This is a genomic window from Thalassospira sp. MCCC 1A01428 (genome assembly GCF_002115825.1).
Lineage (GTDB): Bacteria > Pseudomonadota > Alphaproteobacteria > Rhodospirillales > Thalassospiraceae > Thalassospira.
In genome coordinates this window covers 280,185-307,057 of the sequence record NZ_JFJZ01000002.1, presented here as the reverse complement: position 1 = coordinate 307,057, position 26,873 = coordinate 280,185, and the positions used below count along the sequence as shown (strand labels likewise).

27 protein-coding genes are annotated in these 26,873 nt (G+C 54.0%); 11 read left to right on the top strand and 16 right to left on the bottom strand.

What is annotated here, in order from left to right:
• Positions 1-18: 18 nt before the first annotated feature.
• From THS27_RS02990 to THS27_RS02975, 4 genes are all read right to left on the bottom strand, one after another.
• Positions 19-828 (bottom strand): anti-sigma factor, encoded by an 810-nt coding sequence (locus tag THS27_RS02990; RefSeq protein ID WP_085587679.1) that lies wholly within the window; start codon positions 826-828, stop codon positions 19-21.
• The gene (locus THS27_RS02985; protein ID WP_210402815.1) at positions 825-1,364 is read right to left on the bottom strand and encodes a sigma-70 family RNA polymerase sigma factor; all 540 of its coding nucleotides are present in this window, start codon (positions 1,362-1,364) and stop codon (positions 825-827) included. The genes THS27_RS02990 and THS27_RS02985 overlap by 4 nt, the downstream gene beginning before the upstream one ends.
• 127 nt (positions 1,365-1,491) lie before the next feature.
• Positions 1,492-2,946, bottom strand: coding sequence for a YncE family protein (locus tag THS27_RS02980; protein WP_085587677.1), 1,455 nt, complete (start codon positions 2,944-2,946; stop codon positions 1,492-1,494).
• Between the two features lie 223 nt (positions 2,947-3,169).
• Complete coding sequence (locus THS27_RS02975) at positions 3,170-3,640, bottom strand: DUF305 domain-containing protein (protein WP_246832815.1); 471 nt, start codon at positions 3,638-3,640, stop codon at positions 3,170-3,172.
• A gap of 194 nt (positions 3,641-3,834) precedes the next feature.
• Here THS27_RS02975 and THS27_RS02970 point away from each other — a divergent pair, with 194 nt between their 5' ends.
• A complete protein-coding gene (locus tag THS27_RS02970; protein ID WP_085587675.1) occupies positions 3,835-4,875 on the top strand; it encodes an alpha/beta fold hydrolase in 1,041 nt (346 codons plus the stop codon).
• On the opposite strand, the gene THS27_RS02965 is transcribed toward THS27_RS02970, so the two are convergent.
• The 6 genes from THS27_RS02965 to THS27_RS02940 form a co-directional block, all read right to left on the bottom strand.
• The gene (locus THS27_RS02965) at positions 4,838-5,974 is read right to left on the bottom strand and encodes an AraC family transcriptional regulator (RefSeq protein ID WP_085587673.1); all 1,137 of its coding nucleotides are present in this window, start codon (positions 5,972-5,974) and stop codon (positions 4,838-4,840) included. The two genes, THS27_RS02970 and THS27_RS02965, sit on opposite strands and share 38 nt — an antisense overlap.
• A gap of 115 nt (positions 5,975-6,089) precedes the next feature.
• Positions 6,090-6,686: a hypothetical protein gene (locus THS27_RS02960; protein ID WP_085587671.1), complete on the bottom strand. Its 597-nt coding sequence runs from the start codon at positions 6,684-6,686 to the stop codon at positions 6,090-6,092.
• Between the two features lie 289 nt (positions 6,687-6,975).
• Positions 6,976-7,953, bottom strand: a complete 978-nt coding sequence (locus tag THS27_RS02955) for an Hsp33 family molecular chaperone HslO (protein WP_085587759.1) — start codon at positions 7,951-7,953, stop codon at positions 6,976-6,978.
• Positions 7,954-8,046: 93 nt separating this feature from the next.
• A complete protein-coding gene (gene argF / locus THS27_RS02950) occupies positions 8,047-8,964 on the bottom strand; it encodes an ornithine carbamoyltransferase (protein ID WP_085587669.1) in 918 nt (305 codons plus the stop codon).
• Between the two features lie 11 nt (positions 8,965-8,975).
• Complete coding sequence (locus THS27_RS02945) at positions 8,976-10,148, bottom strand: aspartate aminotransferase family protein (RefSeq protein WP_305791109.1); 1,173 nt, start codon at positions 10,146-10,148, stop codon at positions 8,976-8,978.
• Positions 10,149-10,366: 218 nt separating this feature from the next.
• Complete coding sequence (locus THS27_RS02940; RefSeq protein ID WP_168184805.1) at positions 10,367-11,161, bottom strand: ABC transporter permease; 795 nt, start codon at positions 11,159-11,161, stop codon at positions 10,367-10,369.
• 84 nt (positions 11,162-11,245) lie between these two features.
• Here THS27_RS02940 and THS27_RS02935 point away from each other — a divergent pair, with 84 nt between their 5' ends.
• The 4 genes from THS27_RS02935 (at position 11,246) to THS27_RS02920 (ending at position 13,644) form a co-directional block, all read left to right on the top strand.
• Positions 11,246-11,977: a regulatory protein RecX gene (locus THS27_RS02935; protein ID WP_085587667.1), complete on the top strand. Its 732-nt coding sequence runs from the start codon at positions 11,246-11,248 to the stop codon at positions 11,975-11,977.
• 60 nt (positions 11,978-12,037) lie between these two features.
• On the top strand, positions 12,038-12,373 hold the full coding sequence (gene arsC, locus THS27_RS02930) for an arsenate reductase (glutaredoxin) (RefSeq protein ID WP_085587665.1): 336 nt from the start codon (positions 12,038-12,040) through the stop codon (positions 12,371-12,373).
• A gap of 171 nt (positions 12,374-12,544) precedes the next feature.
• Positions 12,545-12,919 carry a CidA/LrgA family protein gene (locus THS27_RS02925; protein WP_085587663.1) on the top strand — a complete coding sequence of 125 codons (375 nt, stop codon included), beginning with the start codon at positions 12,545-12,547 and terminating at the stop codon, positions 12,917-12,919.
• The gene (locus THS27_RS02920) at positions 12,919-13,644 is read left to right on the top strand and encodes an LrgB family protein (RefSeq protein ID WP_085587662.1); all 726 of its coding nucleotides are present in this window, start codon (positions 12,919-12,921) and stop codon (positions 13,642-13,644) included. Before THS27_RS02925 ends, THS27_RS02920 begins: the two co-directional genes overlap by 1 nt.
• A 24-nt stretch (positions 13,645-13,668) precedes the next feature.
• Here THS27_RS02920 and THS27_RS02915 read toward each other — a convergent pair whose 3' ends face one another.
• The 5 genes from THS27_RS02915 to THS27_RS02895 all read right to left on the bottom strand — a co-directional run bounded on the left by THS27_RS02915 (position 13,669) and on the right by THS27_RS02895 (position 19,428).
• Complete coding sequence (locus THS27_RS02915; RefSeq protein WP_085587660.1) at positions 13,669-14,145, bottom strand: NfeD family protein; 477 nt, start codon at positions 14,143-14,145, stop codon at positions 13,669-13,671.
• Positions 14,146-14,259: 114 nt separating this feature from the next.
• Positions 14,260-15,237, bottom strand: coding sequence for an SPFH domain-containing protein (locus THS27_RS02910; protein ID WP_085587659.1), 978 nt, complete (start codon positions 15,235-15,237; stop codon positions 14,260-14,262).
• Positions 15,238-15,424: 187 nt separating this feature from the next.
• Positions 15,425-17,128, bottom strand: a complete 1,704-nt coding sequence (locus THS27_RS02905; RefSeq protein ID WP_085587657.1) for a methyl-accepting chemotaxis protein — start codon at positions 17,126-17,128, stop codon at positions 15,425-15,427.
• Positions 17,129-17,382: 254 nt separating this feature from the next.
• Positions 17,383-18,123: a tRNA pseudouridine(38-40) synthase TruA gene (gene truA / locus THS27_RS02900; protein ID WP_085587655.1), complete on the bottom strand. Its 741-nt coding sequence runs from the start codon at positions 18,121-18,123 to the stop codon at positions 17,383-17,385.
• Between the two features lie 84 nt (positions 18,124-18,207).
• Positions 18,208-19,428, bottom strand: coding sequence for an argininosuccinate synthase (locus THS27_RS02895; RefSeq protein ID WP_085587654.1), 1,221 nt, complete (start codon positions 19,426-19,428; stop codon positions 18,208-18,210).
• Positions 19,429-19,919: 491 nt separating this feature from the next.
• On the opposite strand from THS27_RS02895, the gene THS27_RS02890 reads away from it, so the two are divergent.
• The gene (locus THS27_RS02890) at positions 19,920-20,636 is read left to right on the top strand and encodes a M48 family metallopeptidase (protein ID WP_085587652.1); all 717 of its coding nucleotides are present in this window, start codon (positions 19,920-19,922) and stop codon (positions 20,634-20,636) included.
• A gap of 106 nt (positions 20,637-20,742) precedes the next feature.
• Complete coding sequence (locus tag THS27_RS02885; protein ID WP_085587650.1) at positions 20,743-21,375, top strand: LysE family translocator; 633 nt, start codon at positions 20,743-20,745, stop codon at positions 21,373-21,375.
• Between the two features lie 18 nt (positions 21,376-21,393).
• On the opposite strand, the gene THS27_RS02880 is transcribed toward THS27_RS02885, so the two are convergent.
• The gene (locus tag THS27_RS02880; protein WP_085587649.1) at positions 21,394-22,299 is read right to left on the bottom strand and encodes a LysR family transcriptional regulator; all 906 of its coding nucleotides are present in this window, start codon (positions 22,297-22,299) and stop codon (positions 21,394-21,396) included.
• Between the two features lie 147 nt (positions 22,300-22,446).
• Here THS27_RS02880 and THS27_RS02875 point away from each other — a divergent pair, with 147 nt between their 5' ends.
• From THS27_RS02875 to argE, 4 genes are read left to right on the top strand one after another with little or no spacing between them, the layout of a single operon-like run.
• Positions 22,447-23,436, top strand: a complete 990-nt coding sequence (locus THS27_RS02875; RefSeq protein ID WP_085587754.1) for a tripartite tricarboxylate transporter substrate binding protein — start codon at positions 22,447-22,449, stop codon at positions 23,434-23,436.
• A 35-nt stretch (positions 23,437-23,471) separates the two neighbouring features.
• A complete protein-coding gene (locus THS27_RS02870) occupies positions 23,472-23,996 on the top strand; it encodes a tripartite tricarboxylate transporter TctB family protein (RefSeq protein ID WP_085587647.1) in 525 nt (174 codons plus the stop codon).
• A 12-nt stretch (positions 23,997-24,008) separates the two neighbouring features.
• Complete coding sequence (locus THS27_RS02865; RefSeq protein WP_085587645.1) at positions 24,009-25,499, top strand: tripartite tricarboxylate transporter permease; 1,491 nt, start codon at positions 24,009-24,011, stop codon at positions 25,497-25,499.
• Positions 25,500-25,525: 26 nt separating this feature from the next.
• A complete protein-coding gene (argE, locus tag THS27_RS02860; protein WP_085587643.1) occupies positions 25,526-26,710 on the top strand; it encodes an acetylornithine deacetylase in 1,185 nt (394 codons plus the stop codon).
• The last annotated feature ends 163 nt before the right edge of the window (positions 26,711-26,873 follow it).

The following is a 26,873-nucleotide window of genomic DNA, read 5'->3' as shown; positions in this document are numbered from 1 at the left end:
TCGCACGCCTTTGCCTTATCAGGTATCACGGCCCAACTGACGCCGGATTTCATCGGCCAGCGGATGCAACAGACCATCCCCTAGTGGCGCCACCACACTATAGCCCAATCCCTTGTCCGCCCAGCTATACCCGCCAAGGGCACCCCGGTGGCTGCTTGTCATGGGTGCATTCTGATCCAGGTTCATCGGGCGGGTCAGCATCACCATCCGCCCCCCCTTGTCATCGTCATACATCAGCATCGCGGCCGGCCCCTGCGCGGTCGGGATAATGCGCCCACCCATAAACCGGTACCCCGCCGGTGCAAGGTCGGGCACCCGAACCGGATGCGATAATCGTTGTGATGCCCAGCGCACAAAATCGGCACTGTCATCGGCGCGCATTTCGACCGGGCGAAAACGATCCGGCGCATAAACCTCATAGCTATCGGCCGCCTCACTTGCCAGCGCAGCAATGCCGCTTGCAGAATTTGTCGCCATGACCACAGACGCGCCAGACAAACCCCATTGTCCACGGACCGACCAGCCCGCTGCCGCCCCCACCACCAGCATCACCATCGCCACAGCGGCGAGTTGCCACACCCGATAGCGCGATACGTGGCGCTGTGCGACCATCATGCTGTCCACACTCAAACGGGATGGCACGGGTTCCTCGGCAACGCTGGCAAAGGCATTACGCAACAAATCACGGTCTTTCTGATAACCGGCCACGCGGGCAGCTACATCTTTGTGGCGGGCGAGATAACGTTCAACTTCGTCGCGACGAACGGCATCCAGCGCAAGATCAACATAGGCATGAAGGTCGTCTTCGGTGATCGGCCGATTGCTCATTTCACCCTCCGCAAAGCTGGTCCGTGGGGTTTTTCTACCGTGCCATTTGCGGCCCCGGCAAGGATTTGATGCAGGCGTTCGCGCCCGCGTGACAAACGCGACATCACCGTACCCACCGGCACCCCCAGCACCTTTGCGGCATCGGCATAGGATAAATCCTCGACCGATATCAGCAAAACAACGCTGCGCTGATCATCTGGCAACTGGTCAAGGGCGGTCATCACATCATTCAAATGCAGGTTTTCATCCTGCTGCGGTGGATGGGAAAATGCCGCATCACCAACATCATCAATCGCCACATGTACCCCGCGAAAACGCGTCTGCTGCCAGTTATTGACCGCCAGATTATGCAAAATCGTAAACATCCATGTGCGGGTATTGCCATCAACACGATGCTGATGCCAGCGGCTGATCGCCCGTTCAAGACAATCCTGTACCAGATCATCGGCGGCATTGGGGTTTTTCATCAGGGCGCGCGCATAACGGCGCAATGCCGGAATAAGCGGCGCGATCTTTCGGCTCATATCATCATGCATCACGCTGATCCCCGGCCCGGGCTGGTGTTGAAATACACCTGTTTTTCATGACGGCACCCAAAACATATTGCCCGGCACCAGTTTAAAATGATTGGCACCGGGCAGCATCAATATCACTTCAACAGGCTTAATTCGCCGCCTGCACCTGCACGGGCGCGCCAATATTGGCAACCGTGCCATTGGCAATAACCAGGTACCGTTTGGCGACCCCTTCTTCACCCTGAACAAGCTGGCGAATAGGGCCAAGCGCGTTGACAATGCCCGCGCCAACCGGGTTGGCCTTAAAGGCGGCAATCGCCTGCAAGGCCCCACTGCCATCGGCATGGTTGGACAAGGCCAGCACATAGTCCTTTTTCGGTTCCAACCCGCTTACCGATGCCTGAACAACCTGTGTCAGGCCCTGATCAAACAGTGACACACTGGTGGGGTGCTGGTCAGTATGACCAACCGGGTGCAGCACAAACTGTACCGCCTTGTCGGTTTCCCCCAACTGTTGCAGGTTTGCCATACCATCACCACTGGTAACGGCACCTGGCACATAATTCACCGCCTGCGGGGCCTGCCCGATGGGAACGGTTGCCACAACCTTGTTGGTCAGCGTATCGATCGCGGCCAGGGCATCGTCATTTTCCAGGCCCACATAAATGCGCGTACCATCGCCCGACGGCCACAGGCCATGTGGCAATTTGCCCACCGGCACAGTTGCCACCTGTTCAAACGTTTTGGCATTAAAAACCTTAACCTGGTTCAGCCCGCCAATGGTGACATAGGCAAAGGTACCATTGGCATTATGCACCAGATTAACGTGGTTGGTGATCGGTCCTGTATCAATGGTTTTGATCACGTCAAAGGGCGGGCGTGCATCAAATACCTGCACCTTGCCAATGTCTTTAAGCGTAAACCAAACCTGTTTGCCGTCGGGGCTGGCGGCAATATTGGGGCAAAACGGGCTGGCCTGTTTGATATGGCCGACCACCTTATGGTCTGCCACCGAAATCACCAGTGTTTCCGGGTTAAACGACGAACAGACATAGCCATATTTGCCATCTGGCGAAAATATCTGCATGCCCGGCCCGGCGGGCACCTTGATGCGGGTCTTTTCCTCGAAGGTGGCGGCATCAATCACGGAAACATAATCTTCGCCGCGAATGGTCACCCACACTTCCTTGCCGTCGGGGGTATAAAACGCCTCGTGCGGAGAGCGGCCCAGATAAGTGGTGTGTTTGACACTGTTGGTGGCGGTATCGATAAAGGAAATCGAATTACTACCCACGGCAACAACGGCCAGCGTTTTATGGTCGGGCGCAAAACCCATACCATGCACCAGCACCTGCCCACGATATAGCGGGCTTAAGTTTCGGGGTTGCGGGTCGCCCAGGCGAATAACACCCAGCAATTTATTGTCTGCCGGGTCCACCACCGAAACTGTGTTGGAAAACTGTTCGGCGGCATAAACCCGATCGTTGTGGCTGATCGGAATATCCTTTGCCGTATCAGCCAGTGGTGCCTGCCCGGCCAATGCCGCACTGACCCCGGCAAACAGGCTACAGGTTAAAAAGGTTGAGGCGAATAAACGTTTCATGGGTTTCCAGACATTTACAGATTGGGGAGAAGAAGGGAGATCGGGAAAGACTGGCGAGGGAGAAAAGGCCGGGGCCAGGCGGGAAAACAAACCTGACCCCGGAAACAGAATGCGCCAGTGGAAAGCCCGGCACATTCAGGGCAGGCAAAACAGCAGGACGTTTTTTTGAAAAACCGTGCAAGGGCGTGCGCCGTAATTAATCAGGTGATTTGCACGGTGCCGACTACTGCGTGGGTGCCGGGCTTGAGGGTGGCAGATCCTTGCCGATGGCTAAAAGCATCGCGGCAATTTCCTGCTGCTGCGTCACAATAATTTCCTGACACAAACGTTTAAGCTGAGGGTTTTGGGCATAAGGCAAAAACGCAACACACATATCAATGGCACCCTGATGATGCGGGGCCATCATCGCAACGAAATCGCGGTCAATATCGCCGGTAGGTTGCACATTCATCCCGGCCATCATTTTGCTCATTGCGGCGGCATTACCCTGCAAAAACGGCTGTTCGTGATCCAGGGTTTCCGATGTCGCCGCCCCGGATTTTGCTGGGCTTTCCATAGCCATGCCCGATACGGCGTCGGGCTGTTTTTTGCTATGATCAACACCATTATGGGCAAACGCAGCACCAGCACCCAGCAGGGTAAAGACCATCAGGGCACCACCAATATGGCGGCTTAGAAATCGGGGAAGGGTCATCGGGGCAGCTCCTGTCCGGGATGTGATAATAGTTAGACAGGTGGCAACGCGGATTATTCCCTCAGCGGTGATATTTTTTTAGTTTTGGCAAAAATACCCTCGCCAAAAAGGAACCAGATCGCGATCAAGGTCGCCAACGGGAAGAATTTCGCCTCAAAAGAAAGCAATCTTCTTACCCGTGAAAGGTTTCTTTGATGCGTCAATTTTGTTTAATGTCTGTGCTTGTGCTGGGCCTGATTGCCATTCAGTTTTCCCCTGCCCATGCACAGGAACCCGGTTTTCAAAAACTTGAAATCCCGGCAAATGGCCCTTTCCGCGCCCTTGCTGGGGTTATCTGGTATCCTGCCGTTGCGACCAGCCACCCCGTCAGCCTGATAGCCGATAACGCGGCCTTTGTCGGCCAGCGCGCCCTTGTTGATGCCACGCCCGATAACACCCGCCATCCGCTGGTTGTAGTGTCGCACGGGTTTGGCGGTAACTGGCGCAATCAGGCGTGGTTGGCAACAACACTGGTACGGGCCGGGTATATTGTTGCCGCCATTAACCACCCCGGCACCACCAGCCGCGACCTTGAACCCGCAACCGGCGCGTTGCTGTGGCAGCGGGCGGGCGATATTTCGCATGTGATTTCAGAACTGGAAGGCCACGCCCTGTGGTCCGGGCATATCGACCGGGAAAACATCACGGTCATTGGCCATTCGCTGGGCGGTTGGACGGCCCTTGAGGTAGCAGGCGCACGCATGGATGCCGACAAAATGACGCGTGATTGTGAAACCCACCCCGATTTGGCCGCCTGTGATGTTGTTCGCAACTTTGCCATTGGCAAAACCATCGCTGAGCGCACCAAACTGGCACAGGATATGCGCGATCCACGTATAAAATGGGTTGTGTCGCTTGATCTTGGGCTGGCACGGGGTTTTAGCGAAGACAGCCTTGCCCATATTAACATCCCGGTACTGATTATTGCCGCAGGCAGCCCAACCCCCAAAGTTCCATCAGAACTTGAATCTCGCTATCTGTTTAATCATCTACCGGCCAAATTCAGGGAAATCAGCGTGTTTAAAAACGCCGCCCATTTCAGCTTTTTACAATTGTGCAAGGCAAACGCCATTGCATTGCTGGAAGACGATACACCGGGGGATGGCATTATTTGCAAGGATGGCATTAACGGGGATCGCACCCGCATTCATCACGCCGTTAGCCAACGGATTCTTGCGTTTCTGGCACAGCATTAAACGGCGTCATGAATGTGCCGGGCTGGTTAGCATTGCGATTACGATAGTCACGTGGGCTCATGCCCGTTACCCGGCGAAATTCGCGATTGAAGTTTGATTTGGTCTGAAACCCGCAATCGAACTGAATATCAGTAACGGTTTTGTCCGTATCGGCCAGTAATTGCGTTGCCTCGGCAATTCGATATTCGTTAATGATGCACGAAATATTGCGCCCATAAAACCGGTTGATCGCCAGTGAAATATCGCGCGCCGGGATAATGGCCCGGCGTGAAAGCCGGTCCAGCGTCAAAGCCGGATCACGGTATAGTTTGCGTGTTTGCATGAGCTGGTCAATTACTGCGGCAATATCGCGATCAGATGCTGCATTTTCATGGTTTACCGACGTGCCGGGGGTCACACTGTGTTGTGACCGGCTTGGGGTTTCCTGCTCAGCCTCAACCGGTTCGCCATATGCGGGCGCCGGGGCCACATGCCTGCCAAGGCGCACAATCAAGAACACGCAAAACGCCAGCATAACGGCATTACCACTGGCAACAATTTCGCGGACATGAAGGCCGTTTTGCCAGGCAAAATCAAGGGCAATGCCCGCATCGACAAGGGCTGATAAAATCAACACACCCCCGGCCGCGGCAACAATGCGCCGGGCCGAACCAATTTCACCAATGTTGATATCACCGTAAAAACGATCACCCGCCCCCGCCCGGCGCAGCAACAACAGGCCATAAACTGCAAACTGGGCGCACAACAAAAAATCAATCGGCGGATGCCAGTAATCCCATGTCAGCGAACACAGCAAAATCAATGCCGTAAAAAAGCCATGCGTTACCACCCGCCGCCATGTCAGCAAGGGCGGATCAAAACTGGCAAAGCAGATCCAGGAAATAACGGGTAAAACAGATGCCAGAACCGGCAATAAAAACCGAAAAAATGCGATGTCAAATTGCCAGCGCAAACCAACAGCCACCAGCAAGGTGGCACAGGCCAGCGCAAAGATCACCGGGCGACGCACGCGACGGTCAAGCCGCCACCGCGCGCCAAGCCGCAAGGCATAAATGCCCAGAACCAGGGCAACAACAAATGGCAAGGGCACCGCAATCATCGACCAATCCCAGTCAAACCGGAGCCTGCGCCCGGGCGTTCATCAGGGTTACCCTGCCATTGCATCACATCTTGCGCGGTAATTCATCCTGGATTGAGAAATTTTCCCGCCCAGGTTATTTCAAAACGTACCGGGCCAGGTTTTTGTGGATTTGCTTGTCCAGTTCACGGTCAAGGTCCATCAAAAGGGCGGCGGTTTCGTTGTAAATTGCTTTTTCACGCTGGGCCACAGACATCGATTCTGACAGGGTCCGGCTGCGTTCAACCACTGCGGCAACCTCACCTTTTGGCGTGCCATCTTCCGACATCAGTTCCAGCTTCGCACCGACCTTAAGATCAACCTTTTGCGACTGGTCATCGGTGAACATGCCGGTTATGCCGCTTTTGGTTTTAAGATTGGCCGTGGTAATTTCAGCATCGGTGACGCTGTAGCGCAAAATATCATTGGTGTCAACGGTTTGTAACCGGTCATCAGGCCAGTTCATCGCCATCCGGCCCAGATTAAAGGGCAAATCAGGTTGCAAATCATTTGCCGCAGGCACACCATAAGCCGCAACTTTTTCAACCGGCCCCGCCGAAAAGGCAATTGGTTGCAGATGCCGCCATGTAACATCGGGATACGTTTGAACAGGGGCGCTGCTACACGCCGCCATCATCATTGCCATTCCCCCTGCCAACGCCAGGCTTATGCCACGCATAGACAACCCCATCATGACCCCGTTCTCCAAAACATTATCATCACATATCGAACCGGGGTCATCCCCCGGCTTTTTATACCGGCTCTCTATAAGATATCCCGGCAAGAGCAAGACATCGCGGCGGCGCTACACGCCCTGTGCCACATGCCACATAAGGCAAAGGCATCGGCAAAGCCTACACGCCAACCAAGAACCTCATTGATCGGCTTTGATCAATGAGGTTTGGTGCTGTTTGTCATCGTGACGATGAAGAAGGATTAAGGCAAGCCTGTGACCATGTTGGCATTAAAGGCTTTTTTGGCCCTTACGCGCCGGATCCGGCTTCGTGTTCGGCTGTATTATCCGCTTTCAATGCCCGCAGGTCGGCTTCGTTAAAACCGTAATGTGCATTGCAGAACTGGCACGTCACGCCAACCTCATTGGTATGGGCTTCGCGCATATCAAGCAATTCTTCCAGCGGATAGGACGCCAGCGCCCCTTCGATTTTGTGGCGTGAACAGCGGCATTTGAACTGCAGATGGTCCTGATCAAATACACGCGGTTCTTCTTCGTGAAACAACCGCCAGATCAGATCGTGGGCCGATAGCGAAATATCCACCAGTTCGGTTGCCGTGGCACTTGCCATCAGGATTTTGGCCCGGTTCCAGTTATCCTGCCATTCGGCATCCTGTTCCGGGGTTAGGGCATCGCCCGAGGCACTGCCGGGCAGGCGTTGCACAAACATACCGCCAACCCACCAGTCACGGTCGGTTTCACCACGATGGACTTCCATTTTAAAGGCGGTTTCAAGCTGTTCAGACTGCCTGAAATAGGATTCTGCGCATTCCGACAGCGTTTCGCCTTCCAGCGAAACAATGCCCTGATAGCGTTCGTGGTCATCGCCCTGATCGACGGTAAAGGCAATATGCCCATGCCCCATCAGTTTGTGAACCTTGCCACGCAACGCGTCTTCGCCACCTTCCTCGGCAGCGATCATGGCGTTTAGCCGTTCTTCGTCCACCCGCAGGCATGCGCGCATGTTGCCATCGCTATCCACGTCAACCACCAGCATGCTGATCGGCCCGTCAGACGACGTTTGCAGGGTGAAAAGCCCTTCATATTTCAGGGCGGATGACAGCAAAACCGCCAGCGCTATGATTTCAGCCAGCAGGTCGTTTGCCAGTGGCGGATAATTATGCTGCCCGACAATGGTTTGCACACTTGGCCCCAGGCGGGCAAAGCGGCCACGGATGTTGGAATGTTCCAACGTAAAGGGCTGACAAAAATCGACAGCAACTTGCATGATCAGATTCCGATGGTTGCAATTCGTTTCAAATGCCAAAAGGGCGAACATTACTGTTCGCCCTAAAATCTGTCCCTAATCTAGGACGAATTTTTATGCAGGCAAGCCGTTAAAGCAGTATAGCAGAATGCCCTTTTGTGCATGCAGACGATTTTCAGCTTCGTCAAACACCACAGATTGCGGGCCATCAATAACGGCGTCGGTGACTTCTTCATTGCGGTGCGCGGGCAGGCAGTGCATGAACAGGGCATCCTTGTTCGCCTTTGCCATTGCCGCGGCATTAACCTGATAGGGGGCCAGGGCCTTCATGCGGGCATCGGCATCCTTGTCGCCCATCGACACCCAGCAATCGGTCACAACCACATCGGCCCCGGCCAGGGCATCGTCAAATTCGGTAAGGCGGACTTTTCCGCCTGCGGAATTCGCAGCCTCGATCAGGCCCTGCTGCGGGCGGAACCCCACCGGACAGGCCATATCAAGCGAGAAACCAAATTTCGACGTCGCATGAATCATCGATGTCGAAACATTGTTGCCATCACCGACCCAGGCAAATTTAAGCCCGTCAAGCTTGCCTTTATGCTCCCGCACTGTCATCAAATCCGCCATGATCTGGCAGGGGTGGCTTTGATCGGTCAAACCGTTAATCACGGGAACGGTGGCATATTGTGCCAGTTCCAGCAATTTGGATTCATCGGTGGTGCGGATCATGATGGCATCAACATAGCGCGAAAGAACACGCGCCGTATCGGCAATGGTTTCGCCCCGGCCAAGCTGGCTGCTGGCGGCATCAAGCACGACCACATCCCCACCAAGCTGGCGCATGCCGACTTCAAAGGAAACGCGGGTTCGGGTCGAAGGCTTTTCAAAAATAAGGGCCAGCGTTTTACCTGCCAGCGGCTTGGCCCCAAATGGGGCTTTGCCTGCCTTTTCGTTATCTCCCAACGTCAGAATATCGTGCAGTGTCCCGGTGGACATGCCCTCGATATCCAGAAAATGTCTGATATCCGTCATTAACTTATTCCTTACGAGGTAAAGGCAGCCGCCACGGCATCAATCGCCGCCAGCGCCTCGTCCACCTGGGTTTTCGTGATGTTTAACGGCGGTAACAACCGCACAACATTATCGCCTGCCGGAACCGTCAGCAGGTTTTGGTCGCGCAATTTGCCCACCACATCACCATTGTTCGGGACCATTTTCATGCCCAAAAGCAAGCCGGTGCCACGCACCTCGTCAATGAAACCGGGATGTTTTTTGGCAATCGCTGCCAACCCGTCACGGATCAATTTGCTCATGGCCAGAACGTTATCGAAAAATCCCGGCTTTAAAACTTCGTCCAGCACCGCGTTTGCCGCCGCCATCGCCAGCGGATTACCGCCAAAGGTGGAGCCATGCATACCCGGTGTTAAGGCCGCTGCTGCCTTTTCATTGGCCAAAAGGGCGCCGACCGGAAATCCCCCGCCAAGTCCCTTGGCCGAAGAAATAATGTCGGGCAGCATATCGGACCATTCATAGGCAAACAGCTTGCCGGTCCGGCCAATGCCGGTTTGCACTTCGTCAAACATCACCAGCAGACCATATTCGTCGGCCGCCTTGCGTAAACCTTCAAGGTATCCTTTCGGGGCGGGCATAATACCGCCTTCACCCTGAATCGGTTCCACCAGAATACCGGCAGTTTTTTCGCTAATGGCATTGCGCAACTCATTCAAATTGCCAAATGCCACCCGATCAAACCCTTCGGGCATCGGGCCAAAACCTTCGCGGTATTTATCGCTGGCACCGGCAGTTAAGGTGCCAATGGTCCGCCCGTGAAAGGCGTTGCTGGCAACCAGAATGCGATTCTTCTCAGAATGGCCATTCACATACTGATAACGGCGCAGCATTTTCAGGCCCGCTTCGTTGGCTTCGGCACCGGAATTGCAGAAAAACACGGTATCGGCAAAGGTATGCTCGACAAACCGTTTTGCCAGTTTTTCCTGGCCCGGCACCCGGTACAGGTTCGACGTATGCCAAACCTTTTTAGCCTGTTCGGTAATCGCTTCCACCAAATGCGGATGCGCATGGCCCAGGCAGTTCACGGCCACACCCGACCCGAAATCGAGGAATCGTCGCCCATCCTGCGCATAGAGATAAGGTCCTTCACCTTTCTCAAAGGCCAAATCGGCCCGCGCATAAGTCGGCATGACGGGTGTAATCACAGTTTATGTCCTCGATTAGGGTAAAATTCCATTCCTGACCATCTGGTCAGCACCGGCAGAATACCGGAAAGCTGCGGAGTATCAAGAGATTCCCGCCCCCTGTCAATGCGGCAAAATACGGTTTTTAACGCATTGCACAAATAAGTTGGGCAGCATCCGATGCCGAATGCTGCCCAAAAACGGAATTTAATGCTGAAACTGGCGTTATCCCGCCGTCATCAGGCCTTCAGTTTGTACCCTGTTTTGATCATGCGGTAACACAGGATCGACAGAAAAATGTTTACGCACAAAAGTACAATAACGCCGGTGGTAATAGAGCCGTCAGAGATGCCGATAAAACCATAGCGAAACCCGTCAATCATATAGAAAAACGGGTTAAAATGCGCCAGTGCCCGGCCCGCTTCGGGTAAATGTTCGGCGCTGTAAAAAGTACCGGACAAAAACGACAGCGGTGTAATGACAAAGTTGGTCACAACGGCGATATGATCGAATTTTTCCGACCACACGCCCCCGGCAATCCCCAAAAGCGACAACATCAACGATGCCGAAATGCCAAAATACAGGATCGCCCAGATATTATGGATCTGCACATCAACAAAGAACGCCATGGCAATGATGGTGGCACAGCCCACCATAATACCCCGGGTTACAGCCCCCAGGGCAAAACCGGCAACCAGTTCAAATGCCGAAAGTGGCGGCATCAAAACATCGACAATATTGCCCTGTACCTTTGAAATCAGGATAGAGCTGGAGGTATTGGCAAACGAGTTTTGCGCCATGGTCATCATCACCAGACCCGGCGCAAGAAAAGTGGCGAACGGTACGCCATTAACGGTTTCAACGGCCCGGCCAAGGGCCAGAAGGAAGACCGCCAGAAACAGAAGACTGGTGACCACAGGCGCGCCAACGGTTTGAAGATGCACGTTCAAAAAACGGCGCACTTCCTTCGCATACAGCGTCCACAGGCCAAGCCAGTTGATCGCGCCCATTTGGCGCGGAGCAAGCTCTTGCATTGGTTTTCCTCGAAATTCACAGACAATTGCCGGTAAAATAGGGATAGTTGCACCCCAAACGCAAGGGCAGCCCGCAAAGAGATTATGTCAAAACAGAAACTTTCTTCCCAGACCCCGCCGAAAACGCCCCGTCAAAGCGCAACGGACACGGCAACAGAATTTGCCGAACCTCCGACAGAACAGCGCAAGACGAAAGGTTTTGGCAAAAAGGGTGACGCAAAGCAGGGCCCCAAAAAGCCCCGCCGGGTAACCCGTGACTATTTGATGAATTATGCCACCTGGTATCTGGAACGCTTTACCGCATCGCGGGCGCGGCTGGAAAAACTGATGCGCGGTAAAATCCGCCTTTCGATTGCCGAATACGACACCGACCCGCAAGAAGCCGAAGACTGGATGAAAAACGTTCTAAATACCTGCGAAACAGCGGGTTTCCTGAACGATCAGGCCTATGCGCTGGGCCGGGCGCGGTCGATGTTGCGCAAGGGCAAGGCGATTCGCGTAATCGGGGCCGATTTGAACGCCCGCGGCATTGCATCAAATCTGGTCGATCAAACCATCACCGATTTACGCGACGAGGCCGACGATGCGGGTCATAATGACATGCGCGGTACCGATCCTAACCTGGCCGCCGCAGCAGCCTATGCTCGCCGCCGCCGTCTTGGCCCGTTTCGCCAACCCGACCAGCGCGAAGAAAAACACGACAAGGATCTGGCAGCCCTTGCCCGGCAAGGGTTTTCATATGATATCGCCACCCGCATCATTGATAGCGACACCGGGGACCTTGAAAACCTTTTGCAAATTATTGATGGCCTTTAACCGGGCATGATATTTGAGATGTCCCTTCACCGCATCATCCCCTGATGACAGGAACCGAGCATGACCGTCACCATTTACCATAACCCGCGCTGCACCAAATCGCGCCAGACACTGGCCCTGATCGAGGAAAAAGGCATTACGCCCACCGTGGTTGATTATCTGTCCAACCCGCCCGGTATAGCCGAACTTAGCGATATTCTGTCAAAGCTGGGTAAGGAACCAGAGCAGATTATGCGCAAAAAAGAAGCCCGCGAAGAAGGCATTGCCGACTTAACCGGCGCCGATCTGATCGCCGCATTGGTGGCCCATCCGCGCGCGATTGAACGGCCCATTGTTGTTAATGGCGACAAAGCCGCCCTTGGCCGCCCGCCCGAAGATGTGCTGGCAATTTTATAAGCTGCCTTGGAAACAGAAACAGATTTAGCGCGTTACCAACGCCTGTGCCAAAAATGCACGGGCGTTTTTCATTATTAATAAAAGTTATCGGCAGCAAAGCAGGGTATGTCACAGTAAGAAATTGAAAAACGTGACCACGATCACAATAAACGAAATATCGGGAGGCCAAAGATGATTGCCGCATTTGCCCTGATCCTTGTTTGCCAGCTTTTTGGCGAAGTCATATCCGAACTGTTCAGCCTGCCGGTACCCGGCCCGGTAATTGGCCTGGGACTGCTGTTTATTGGCCTGCTGATCAAACGCAAACCGCCCAGGGAACTGACCGATGCGGCCGATAATTTGCTGATGCATTTTTCGTTGTTATTTGTGCCCGCCGGTGTTGGCGTTATCACCCAGATAGACCGTTTAAAAAGCGACTGGCTGCCGATTGTGGCGTCGCTGGTGATTTCCACCTTGCTAACCATCGCGGCCACCGCATTTTTGATGTCAAAATTACTGCCCAGAGCCCCGGCATCGCCCGATACGCAAAATGAAGGGGCCAAATAATGGAACCGGCTGATCTGACACAATTGTGGGTTTATCTTTCGACCAAACCGCTAACCGGGCTGACGATTACACTGGTTGCCTATGCCATCGGTTTCTGGCTGTATCAAAAAAGCGACCGTAACCCGGTTTGCAACCCGGTGGTCATCGCCATCGCCATTATTGCCGCCATCCTGCATTTCACCGGCACACCCTATTCGGTGTATTTTGACGGCGCACAGTTTGTTCACTTCCTGCTTGGCCCGGCCACCGTGGCCCTTGCCGTGCCGCTGTTTCGCCAGATGGAAACATTAAAACGCGCCCTGCCGGTGATTATCTTTGGCGTACTGTTCGGGTCGTTAATGGCCACAGCCAGCACCGTTGCCATCGCCCATATGCTGGGTGCCAGTATGGAAACACTGGCATCGTTGGCGCCAAAATCGGTTACAACCCCGGTGGCCATGGGCATTGCCAAGGAAATTGGCGGCGTTCCCGCGCTTACCGCAGTATGTGTGATTGTGACCGGCATTGTCGGCGCCACACTTGGCCCCGCTGTAATGAACCTTGTCGGCTTAACCGACTGGCGCGCCCGTGGTTTTGCCATGGGGGTGGGCGCCCACGGTATTGGCACCGCACGTGCCTTTCAGGTCAACCAAACCGCAGGGGCATTTTCGGGGTTATCGATGGGGTTAAACACCATCGCCACGGCCCTGACAGTTCCGTTTTTGTGGCATTGGCTGTTTGGATAAGGATGGACAATAGCGGTCGCAAAATTACCGCGAAACCGCTTCACCCTGCAAAACCGTGCCTTTAATTGCGGTTATCCGCACCTGATCGCCTGCCTTTAACAATTGGCCGACATATAACCGCCATGTGGTGCCATCCAGCACCACGCGGGTTTCGCCGTCGGTCATATCATGGGGCAGGGTAATGATCCGGCCGCGAAATTGCTGTTCTCGCTGGTTTAAACCCGGTGATTCGGCGTTGTCGTCATCGCCTTTGGCGTTGATACGGCGCATGACCCAGCGCCGCCCGGCAAAGGTCGCAACCACCCCGCAAATGGCAAAAACCAGCAACTGGATTTCCAGGCTCATGCCGCCAAACAGAAGTTTGGCAATACCGGTGAGAGCCGCGGCAAACGCCACCCATAAAAAGAATACCCCCGGTGCCATCACTTCAAGCACTAGCAAAATGGCGGCCAAACTCCACCAGTGCCAATACGTCACCCCCGCCGATATCAGAAAATCCACCTTGATTGGCCTTTCATGGTTAACGCAATGACGATAATGGGGGCATCATGACGCAACAAACCGCCTGATGCCCCGATATTGGCAATCACCACTCAAAAGCAGTGAACAGAACCGTTATTTACCACCCCACGGGCCAGGCCGGGCATTTGAGGCACCAGTTGCGCCGGCAGCACCGCCATCCCCGCCCAGATTGCGGATCAGTTCGGTAACGCCGCCAATGGAACCGACAACACCCGACGCATCAAGGGGCATAAACACCAGTTTGCTGTTGGGGCTTGAAGCAATTTGCGACAACGATTCAACATATTTCTGGGCAACAAAGTAATTGATCGCGTTAATGTCACCGTCGGCAATCGCCTTGGACACCACCATTGTGGCTTCGGCTTCGGCCTGGGCGGCACGTTCGCGGGCTTCAGCATCGCGAAAGGCAGCTTCACGGCGACCTTCAGCTTCCAGAATTTTGGACTGTTTTTCGCCTTCAGCCCGCAAAATTGCGGCTTCGCGTGAACCTTGCGCTTCAAGGATTTGCGCACGTTTTTCACGTTCGGCCTTCATCTGACGGCCCATCGAGTCCACCAGGTCACGCGGCGGGGTAATGTCCTTAATTTCCACACGGGTAATTTTAAGGCCCCACGGGTCAGTCGCGCTATCGACCACGGAAAGCAGCCGTTCATTAATCTGATCGCGCTGGGATAACAGCTGGTCCAGATCCATCGAGCCAACCACGGTGCGCACATTGGTCATGGACAGGTTCAGGATCGCCACTTCCAGACGGTTAACCTCATAGGCGGCACGGGCTGCGTCAATCACCTGGTAAAAGACCACACCGTCAACCGTGACCATCGCGTTATCCGACGTAATCACTTCCTGCGATGGCACATCCAGCACGCTTTCCATCATGTTCATTTTACGGCCGATCCGGTCGATCAGCGGTACAATGATATGCAGCCCCGGCCTAAGGCTCCGGGTAAAACGGCCAAACCGTTCCAGTGTGTATTGATACCCCTGCGGGACAATCTTCACACTTTGCAGAATAATAAAGACTGCCAGCACAGCAACAACGCCAGCAAAAATCGGAAAATCGAAGGGCATTTGGGTATTCCCTGAAATGTTTACGGCGAAAGCCAACAAAGGAATAGGACCGCACCACAGTAACCACAACCCTTATTTGACGGCGTCTTCGCCAATGCCACTTTGCCCCCGTTACACAGTGAACTGGCGCACAAAAAGCTGGCAACGTTTCCATTGCCAGCTTTTTGCCATTCGCAGTCCGGTAATTCTATTCTGCGCGCAAACGTTCCAAAAACTCACCAACTTTGGTTTGCAGGGTTTCAATCCGTACCGAAAGATCGGACATCGAATGTTCCAGTTCACTTGCGGCTGTGCCACCGTCGCTGGCGGCATGTAAAACAGCATCAATCGTTTCAACCACTTCGGTTGATCCGATAGACGCGCTTTGCGCACTGGATGCAATTTCATTGACCGCGGTGTTCTGTTCGGCCACGGCAGTTGAAATGCCGCCGGTAATGCCACTGATCGAGGCAATGGTCCGGGTGACCTTTTCAATCGCTTCAACCGTCAGGCGGGTTTCACTTTGGATCGAGCCAATCTGCTGGGCAATTTCATCGGTTGCCTTGGCAGTCTGATTGGCAAGGTTCTTAACTTCCTGTGCCACCACAGCAAAACCCTTGCCCGCTTCACCCGCACGGGCGGCTTCAATCGTGGCATTCAGGGCCAAAAGGTTGGTCTGGGCAGCAATCTCATTAATCAGGCTGACCACTTCGCCAATCCGCTCGGCGGCAACGGCAAGGCCGCTAACCATTTCATTGGCCCGCGAGGCTTCATCTACGGCTGTTGTCGCAATCGAGGTCGAGTCTTCAACCTGCCCGCCAATATTATTGATCGACGCAGAAAGCTCTTCGGTTGCTGCTGCCACCGTTTGGACATTACGCGCGGCATCCGTGGCGGCATTGCTGACATTCCGGCTTTGTTCAATCGAATGATTGGCCGATTGACTCATTTGCCGGGCAGATCGCACCATGCCTTCTGTTGCCTGGCGCACCGATGTAATAATTTCACCTACAGATGCATCAAGTTCGGTCGCCAGCACATTGCGCTGGTCACGGCGTTCGGCGGATGCCTTGCGTTCGGCAACCAGTTTGGCATCTTCGGCCTCCCCAATTCGCTGGGCTGCTTCGCGCCAACGCAACAGCCCCTTGGCGATCACGCCAACTTCGTCCCCACGATCAGTATGGGGCACTTCGGCTGAAAAATCGCGCCCGACAAACTGTTCGATCGTTTCGCCCAGTTCATGAAATGGCCCCAACTGGCGGCGCAGCAAAATGGTCAGCAAAATCGCCGCGATCACGGCAACAATAATGCCGGAAATCACAATTCGCATGCCAATAGAACCCGATACCGCTGCTACTTTGGCCTTTGTAATACCAACATACAAAATACCCTGCACGGCACCGGCGGTATTAAAGATCGGCGTATACTGGGTGACATATTCCTTGCCCAGAATCAGGGCTTCCCCCCGAAAGGTTTTACCCGACGTTACAGGCTGATAGGCCGCACTGCCATTTCCCAGAAACGTGCCAACGGCGCGCGTGCCATCCGGCTTGATGATGTTGGTGGAAACACGAATGAAGTCTTTCTTGTCGGGAACCCACTGAAACACGGTTGCCGTTTCACCGGTTGCGGTTCCGATTTTGTCGATCATGGCGTGGGAAGACAAATCGGGAATTTCGGGCATCACCAGCCGCGTTGTCTCGCCAGATTTATCAATGGTAACCTTAAGGTCCGGACTTTCGTTCTGAAAGATCATTGCCGCGACACGCAGGTTCAATTTCTGTGATTGAAGGCTGGTATCGCTAACCTGTTGCTGGACGCGCTGCATGATGACGCCCCCCAGCAGCATAATCCCCACAATCAGAATCACTACCGACGCCGCAGTGACTTTAAAGACAATGCTATTTTTCATCTCAGAGGTCTCTCCCATTCTTGCCCCCCTTTACGGAAACCTGCTCGAAGAATGACGAAAAGATTGCCGGGGCTCTTTTACCTATTGGGATCAGGCAGATGCATCACAATACAGGAGAAGGAAAAAATTTCACACACGCAAAAGAAGAAACTTCCGAAAAATTGCCATTTTTCAAATAATTACCATTCTAAATTAGAGGGGTTCCACAGAAAAACTGCCTGGTCCGGTGGTAAAACCCGGCTTACGGCGAATGCCTAATATTCCACCCGAACAAAATACAGACCGTCTGCCGGGGCTGTTGGACCACCCGCACTTCGACGTTTGGCCTCCAGAGCCTTCTTCACATCAACGGGTTGCCAGCTTCCCTTGCCCACAAGCACAAGGGTCCCCACCATATTGCGTACCTGATGATGCAAAAAGGACCGGCTTTCGGCATAAATGCGCACCTCTTTATCCGCACATGCCACCACCTCCAATCGCTCCAGCGTTTTTATCGGGCTTTTGGCCTGGCATTCGGTGGCGCGAAAACTGGTAAAATCGTAGGTGCCAACCAGATGTTGGGCGGCTTCATTCATGGCGGAAATATCAAGCGGCTTATAAACCCCCCATGCCAGCCCTGCTTCAAAGGTCAATGGGGGCCGACGGTTAATAATCCGATACATGTAATAGCGTTTTTTCGACCCGAACCGAGCGTGAAAATCCTGATCGACCATTTCGGCACTGATCACGGCCACAGGGGCAGGTTGCAAATAATGGTTCAGGGCGTTCATCACCGCTTCGGCGGAATAAACCTTTTCCAGATCAAAATGCACCACCTGGCCCAGCGCATGAACCCCGGCATCGGTCCGCCCCGACACATGAACGCGAACAAATGTTTTCACCAGCTTTTCAAGTGCTGCTTCAAACACTTGCTGAACCGAAATGACTTCATCCTGATACTGCCAGCCATGATAGGGGCGACCATCATATTCGACAGTACATTTGTATCTTTGCATCGCGTGTGTCCGGGTCCTTAAAACAGAACGAGGGGTGCCAGACACCCCTCGTTCCAAATAGTCGGTTCCTGTCGCCAGCAGCGATTATTTAACGCTGTTACGATCAAAACCAAGACGCAAACGCAGGGCGTTCAGCTTGATAAAGCCTTCGGCATCGCGCTGGTTGTAAACGGTGTCGGCTTCAAAGGTCACGTGGGCTTCGGAGTAAATCGAATTAGGCGATTTACGACCGGTCACGGTGACGTTGCCTTTGTACAAATCAAGGCGAACAACGCCATTAACCGTTTTCTGGGTATCGTCGATCAGGCGCTGAAGGGCCTGACGTTCCGGCGACCACCAATAGCCGTTATAGATCATTTCGGCGTAACGCGGCATCAGTTCGTCTTTAAGGTGGCCTGCATTACGGTCCAGCGTGATTGATTCCATTGCGCGATGCGCGGTTGCCAGAATGGTGCCGCCCGGGGTTTCGTAAACGCCGCGCGATTTCATGCCAACATAACGGTTTTCCACCAGATCAAGACGACCGATACCGTTTTTACCGGCAACGTCGTTTAACGCGGTCAACAAGGTGGCCGGGCTCATACGTTCGCCGTTAATGGCAACCGGGTCGCCCTGTTCAAATTCGATTTCAATCGTGGTGATCGCATCGGGCGCGTTTTGCGGCGATACGGTGCGCACGAACATGTTTTCGTCCGGCTTGCCCCACGGGTCTTCCAGTGCCTTGCCTTCATAGGAAATATGCAGAAGGTTGGCATCGGTTGAATAGGGGGGTTCATCGCCGCCCGCTTTGTCAGCCGAAATCGGAATCTGATGCTTTTTGGCGAAATCAAGCAACATGGTGCGTGAATTCAGATCCCACTCACGCCACGGGGCAATCACCTTGACGTCGGGCTTCAGCGCGTAATAGCCCAGCTCGAAACGAACCTGGTCGTTACCTTTACCGGTCGCACCGTGCGAAACGGCATCGGCCCCGACCATTTCAGCGATCTCGATCTGGCGTTTGGCAATCAGCGGCCGTGCGATCGAGGTGCCCAGCAGGTAAACACCTTCGTAATGGGCGTTGGCGCGGAACATCGGGAACACATAATCACGTACGAATTCTTCGCGCAGATCCTCGATGAAAATTTCTTTTACGCCAAACATTTCGGCTTTTTTGCGGGCAGGTTCCAGTTCCTCGCCCTGGCCGAGGTCGGCGGTAAACGTAACGACTTCGCAATTATATTCTTCGCGCAGCCATTTCAGGATAATGGAGGTATCCAGCCCGCCCGAATAGGCAAGCACCACCTTTTTAACCGGATTGCTCATGCTGTGACGCCTTTCTTCTTCCGATGTTATGCCGGGGCAGCGTGGTTTCGCCGTCATCCCGTGTCATCACGGGAACCCAAACGAAACATTCACCAATCTGGACCAAGGGTCCAGACCTGTTAATATAAGCACACTGGTCAATCAGATTTGTATGGATGCGCGAAGCAAAATCGCCGGAAGATATACATCTTTCAAGATTTTGCGACAAAACAGCCCGTACAAATCTGATCGATCCGAAGGACACCTGTTATGGTCGCGACCTCCTGCGTCAAATCCCTTGACCGGGGGTGCGCCCGCTCTGCGGGCTTTTTCTTGTATTTCGCGACCATGACAGTTGCCAGTGTACCCATATTAACAGGTCTGGACCCTGAACCTTGCGCGCGGAGTATAGGAAAACCCATGTGACGGGCAAGGGCCAAGATGCACCTACCGGTAAAAACGCGTAAATTTGGCGTGCTTTTTTAACAGATTCGGCGATTATCCACACCAATATGGCAAATAACATCGAAGAAACCGAAATTGACCTGCCGCGTTTGGGGCCTGTGCCCGTGCGCCTGCGCATCAGTGCGCGCGCGTCGCGGCTTAAATTGCGGATCGATCCGGGGTTTGATGGCGTGGAAGTCGTCGTTCCCAACGGTATTTCGCGTAAAACCGCCCTTTCGATGCTGCGCCAGCATATAGACTGGATCGAAGCGCACCTGTCGCGCCTGCCCGACCGGGTTTTGTTTGTCCCCGGCGCATGGGTGCCGTTTTTGGGCAATGAACATGCCATTCGCGCCGTGCCCGAGGCCAAACGCGGGGTTTGGGCGGAATCGGGCGTCATCTGGGTTTCGGGTGCCATCGAACACAGCAACCGACGAGTCGCTGACTGGTTAAAAAAACAGGCCAAACTGGAAATAGCCCCGCGCGCCCATGCCTATGCCGAAGAAATTGGCAAAAAAATCAACCGCATTTCGATCAAGGATACCCGCACGCGCTGGGGCAGTTGCTCGTCGGGGGGTAATTTATCCTTTAGCTGGCGGCTGATTTTAGCCCCCGAAGATGTGCTGGATTATGTCGTTGCCCACGAAGTGGCCCATTTACAGGAACTTAACCACAGCCCACGTTTCTGGAAGGTGGTTGACGACCTTTACGGGGCCTCGGCCAAACAGCAACACTGGTTAAAACGCAACGGTTCAGGGCTACACCGGTTTGGTGCGGGCGAGTAATCAACCCCCGGCTTGGCAAATTTCTATACCTGCGGCATTTTGACAGGCTGTTGCTTTTATAAAAATCACCCACCCGGTATCCCTCGGCCAAATTTAAGGACAGACCGTGCTCATTCCGTTTGAAACATTGCTGGTTTTTATCCCAACGGCCCTTGCCCTTAATATGACGCCGGGCAACGACATGCTGTTTTGTTTGGGGCAAGGCATTAAATCGGGGCCACGGGCGGGGCTGGCGGCAAGTTTTGGCATTTCGACAGGGGCGCTTGTACATACATTGCTGGCTGGATTGGGGCTGGCGGCTTTGCTTGCGGCCCATCCGGTTGCCTTTCAAATGCTGCGCTGGGCCGGCATTTCCTATCTGGTGTGGCTGGCATTCCAGGCATTTAGAAACCGAAACGATACATTAAAGGCCGCCGAAACCCGCAAAGGATCGGCCATTCGGGCGTGGCGCGACGGCATTGTGGTTAATTTGCTCAACCCGAAGATCATTGTTTTTGTGCTGGCGTTTTTACCGCAATTCGTCGATCCCGCACGCGGATCGGTATTGCTGCAATTCCTGCTTTTGGGGGTTATCCTGAATATCGGCGGCACCATCATTAACTGTCTGGTTGGTGGCTTTGCCGGAAAGCTGGGGCAGTTTTTGGCGCGTTCGGCCCGCATCGCCCGTGCATTTCAGGTTTTTACCGGCTGCGTTTTTCTGACACTTGCCGCCAAGCTGGCCTTTGACCAAAAGGCATGAAACCCAATACTGACGTGGTTAAAGCACACATCCCGCATCGCGCAGATGCGGCAATTCGTCGCGCAAAAACGCCAAAAAACTACGCTGCACGTTTGACAATTCGCGGTTGGCATGAAACACCGCCACATCCCACGAAATTTCCGGGGTCAGGGGGCGCGCCACCACCCGGTCCTGATCGACCAGCAAGGCGGCAAACGGATCGCTGATCGCGATACCGACATTACGTTCTACCAGCCGGGAAATGGTGCGCACCGTGCGTGCCTCGACCGCGATATGGCGCAAGCGCCCGGCAATTTGAAAAATATAATCAACCTTGGTACGCAGCGGACTGCCGTTGCTAAGCTCGATAAATTTTTCGCCGCGCAGCAAATCAATATCAATGGTTTCAAACCCGGCAAGGCGATGATCGCGCGGCATCAGGCAAACAGCGCGACATTTGGCCAGGCGCATCATCGCCACATCACGGTCCATCAGGTCCAGCGTAATGCCAATACCCAGGTCGCAATTTCGCGATGTCACCATTTCCAGTATGCCTTCCATCCCGGAATCGGTGATGCTGACCGACACGTTAGGGTGTAACGCCTTGAATTTGGCGATAACATCCAAAAGATAGGTATCAACATATATCGGCTGGGCGGCAATGCGAATGCTGCCAAGCTGCTGGTTGGCAATGGCCCGCGCACTGCTTTCAAGGTCGCGAAAACCGTTCAGGGTGCGCAATACCGTGTGATGGAACTGGACGGCTTCCTCGGTTGCAACCAGTTGGTTGCGTTTACGGATAAACAACGCAAATCCCACCGATTTTTCAAGGTTCGCCAACATCCGGCTAACCATTGGCTGGCTGATATTCATCGCCTCGGCCGCTTTGCTGACGGTGCCATAGGTCATGAAAGCATTAAAACTTTCCAGTTCACGCAAATTCATGCCACCCCCTCTGCATAGGTTTCAGTATTTACATAAGTAATACTGAAATTAATTTTTTGCTTCAATAGTTATAGTTTGCCATGTTTGAGACACAAAACAAAAAGCATCACTTGGCAATAACGCCACCACCTCCAGGGAGACATGAAAATGTTTCATCATCTGAAGAAAGCTGCACTGGGTGTTGCAGCCCTTGCGGCCGCAACGGCATTCACGTCCGCAGCACAAGCTGATTCCTACCCGGAAAAAGCCATTACTCTTGTTGTTCCTTATGGCGCTGGCGGCGCCTCTGACCTTGCTGGTCGTGCGCTTGCAGAAACTGCGCGCAACTACACCAACGAACAGCCGGTCATTGTTGTGAATAAAACCGGTAATGGCGGCATGAACGGCGCACGTTTCGTCACCGAATCCGACCCGGACGGTTACACCCTGTTGTTGTCGCGCGTTGGCATGGCACTTTACCCCGCTGTTTATACCGACAGCCCGGTTGCCTGGAACGATTACACTTTCCTTGGCATTCTCGAAGCAACCCCGATGATTTTGGCTGTTAATGCCGAATCCGACATCAAAACGGTTGATGACCTGCTTGCCAAAATCAAGGAAAGCAATGGTGCAACCACCTATGCTGCATCCGGCCCGACCGCGATTGACGGTTTTTCGGTTCAGGCACTGCTTTCTGATGCCGGTCTTGACCCGTTAAGCGCATCGACCCTGGTGCCCTATAAAGGCGGCGGAGCATTGGCAGCGGCCCTTTTGGGTGGCCATGTTGACTTCCTGGCCATTTCGGCCGGTTCGCTGATGCCCCACATCCAGGCCGGCAAAATGCGCCCGCTGATGGTTTATGCCCCGAAACGTATGGCTGACCTGCCCGACGTTCCTACCGCAAAGGAACTGGGTTATGCCACCGCCGCACAGGTTGGCGGCTGGAGCGGCCTGTACGCGCCGAAGGGCCTGCCGGAAGATGTTGTTGCCAAATGGAAAGACATTCTGGGCAAGGTTGCGACCAACGAACAGTGGCTTGATCTGGCGGCAAAACGCGGCTCCATCTCGGTTATCGGTGATGAAGATCCGTCAGCCTATGTCGAATCGCAGTTCAACCTGTATCATGGTCTGGCCAAGAAATTTGGCTATATCCAGTAAAATTTTACCCCGTTTTTAGGATGCGAGGCGGAACCATGATCCCCAACCGCGATTTTTACACCGGACTGGTAGCAACGGCATTTTTTGCCCTTGTTCTGTTTGTTCTGATCCCGGTTTATGTTCGGGTTCCGTCCTTTATTCCGGGGTTTGCCCCACCCCCTGACATGTGGCCCCGCGTTATTGGCTGGGTCGGCCTTGTTATGGGGGTGTTGGCCCTGGGTCTGGCGGTGCCGAAAATGCGCCGCCGCTCCAGCGACCAGATTACATCGATTGGTGCCTATCTGTATGCCAACCGTATTTTTGTCTATCGTTTCATCTGCATGATCATTGGCTTTACCGCCTTTGTTTATCTGATGCCGAAAATCGGTTTTCTGACCGCAACCATCGTGTTGCTGGCCTTCCTTTTCATCATGACCGGCGATTTTTCGCGCAAGGCATGGATGATCGGGCTGAGTATTATTTTTCCGATTTTTCTGTATGTGGTTTTCACCGAAATCACCCACACCCCCTTCCCGCACGGCAAATGGTTTTCCCTTGCCCGTCTGCTGCATTTGATCTGACGAGAAAACACCATGTGGAATGAATTGCTTGGCGCCTTTGCCGCTGTCGCAACCCTGCCCAATTTTATCGTTATGGCTGCCGGGATCTGGGGTGGAGTCATTATTGGTGCAATCCCCGGCATGACCGGCACAATGGCCGTAACGCTGGCCCTGCCCTTTACCTTTTATATGCCGCCCGTCACCAGCCTTTTGCTGTTGGTTGCCCTCTATAAAGGGTCCACCTATGGCGGCTCGATTTCGGCCATCCTTATCAAAACGCCAGGCACTGCATCGGCGGCCTGTACCGTGCTGGACGGTTACCCGCTGGCCCGTGAAGGAAAAGGCGGCAAGGCGCTGAATATGGCGCTGGTTTCAAGCTGTATTGGCGACTTCATTTCCAACATCTCGCTAATCTTTCTGGCCGCCCCGCTGGCGATTTTTGCCCTGCGTGTTGGCCCGCCGGAATATTTTATGCTGATGGCGTTCTCGCTAACCATTGTCGCCAGTATTTCCGGGCGTTCGCTGCTGCTGGGCATTGTTGCGGCCTGCCTTGGCCTGTTGCTGGCAACCGTTGGCGAAGATATGTACGGGTCCTTCCGTTTCGCCATGACCGAAGATATGAAAAGCGGCCTTGGCGTTGTGCCGGTTCTGATCGGTCTGTTTGCCCTGCCCGAAATGCTGAAACTTGCCGTTTTCCGCCCCGAGGAAAACACCCAGGCCATGAAACTGGGCGATAACCGCCTGACCATGAAGGAATTTCGCGGTAGCCTGAAATCCATCATCCGGGGCAGCTTTATCGGCGTTATTCTGGGGGCCATTCCCGGTATTGGCCCCTCCACTGCGGCGTTCTTTTCCTATAGCGAAGCGCGGCGCACCTCGAAAAATGGCGACCGGTTTGGCGAAGGCGAACTTGAAGGCATTGCTGCATCTGAATCGGCCAATAACGGCTGCTGCGGGGCGACCATGATCCCGCTTCTGGCCCTTGGCGTTCCGGGTGACGTGATTACCGGTGTGATGCTGGGTGCTTTCATGATCCACGGCCTGACCCCCGGCCCCCTGTTATTCCAGAACAATATCGGCGAAGTTTATTCGCTGTTTATTGGCATGCTGTTTAGTTCGGTCTTCTTGTTTGTTGCCGGTAAACTGACCGCCAGCGGCTTTGCCAAAATCTCGCGCATTCCGCAGCAATTGCTGCTGCCCTGCATCGTTATTCTGTGCGTATTCGGCATCTATTCGGTGGCATCCAGCCCGTTTGACGTGGCCGTGCTGCTGGTCATGGGGATTGTCGGCTTTATCATGATGGTGCTGAACATCCCTGCCGCCCCGTTCCTGATCGCCTTTATCCTTGGCCCAATGTTTGAAGACAATATGCGCCGCTCGCTGGCGATTTCGCGCGGTGACCTTGGTGTTTTCTTCCAGTCATGGATTTCCTGGGGCTTCTTTGCCCTGACCATTCTGTTCGTGGCCTTAACCATTCGCCGCGAATGGCAAAAATGGCGCAGCAACGTGCGCGCCGCCAATTAATTCGAGACACGAGAAGCTGAAAAAAAATGACCCAGACAAACATGTCCCGCCTGCACCTTGCCATTGATATTCTGGGCAAGCTGGTGGCGTTCGACACGACCAGCAAGAACTCGAATCTCGGTCTCATTCGTTATGTGCAGGATTACCTTGCCCAATACGACATTGAAACCACGCTGTTTTATGATGAAACCGGTGAGAAGGCCAATTTGCTGGCCACCATCGGCCCCAAAGACGTGCCCGGCATTGTTTTGTCAGGCCATACCGACGTTGTCCCGGCCCTTGAAAAAGGATGGGTCAGCCCCGCCTTTGACATGACCGAACGCGACGGCAAACTGTTTGGCCGTGGTACTGCCGACATGAAAGGCTTTGCCGCCTGCGCGTTGGCGCTAATCCCGGAACTCGTCAAACAGGATCTGGCGATCCCGTTTCATTTGTGCCTGTCTTACGATGAAGAAGTGGGGTGCCTTGGTGTTGGCAGCATGGTGGATCATCTGGCAAAAATTGATCATCCGCCGCGCCTGGCTGTTATTGGCGAACCGACAGAAATGAAGGTGATTAACGGCCAAAAGGGCAAATATTCCATGCGTGTGACCGTTACAGGGACCGCCGGGCATTCATCCTTTGCGCCCCATCACGTCAATGCCATTGAATATGCTGCGCGCGCCATTGCCCTTATTTCCGATGTTGCCCGCGAATTTGAAACCAATGGCCCGTTTGACCCCGATTTTACCGTGCCGCACAGCACGATGCTGACCACCACCATTTCGGGCGGTACCGCCACCAACGTGACACCGGACAGTTGCGAATTTACCTTTGAAATTCGCCACCTGCCCGACCACGATGCCGCCAGCGTAATTGAACAGATCAAGGCCCGTGTGACGGAAACGCTTGAAACCGAAATGAAAGCCCGCGAAGCCGATACCGGCTTTGAATGGGAAGAAATCTTTCATTATCCGGGCATGGGCGATTGCACCGATGCCGAAAGTTTTGCCTTTGTCCGTAACATCATCGGCGAAGTTTCCGGCAAGGTTTCCTACGGGTCCGAAGGCGGGATCTTTGAGAAGCAGGGCAATATTCCGTCCATCATTTGCGGCCCCGGCTCGATCACACAGGCCCACAAACGCAACGAATTTGTCGAGATATCCCAACTCGACGAATGCCTGGCTTTCCTGGAGAAGTTGGGTCATCAGGCGGTGAAAACCCCGTCCTGATCCGGCTTTGATAACGTGACACCCCCTTGATCTGCATCCACGACACCTCCCCGCGTCCACCCCAGATCAAGGCGCTTATCAAGGTCTTTCCAGCGGTTCCGGATTCTCCCTTTCGGAACTGTTAATGCCTTCCTTGGGCCGGATTGTCGCCAACCGACATCCG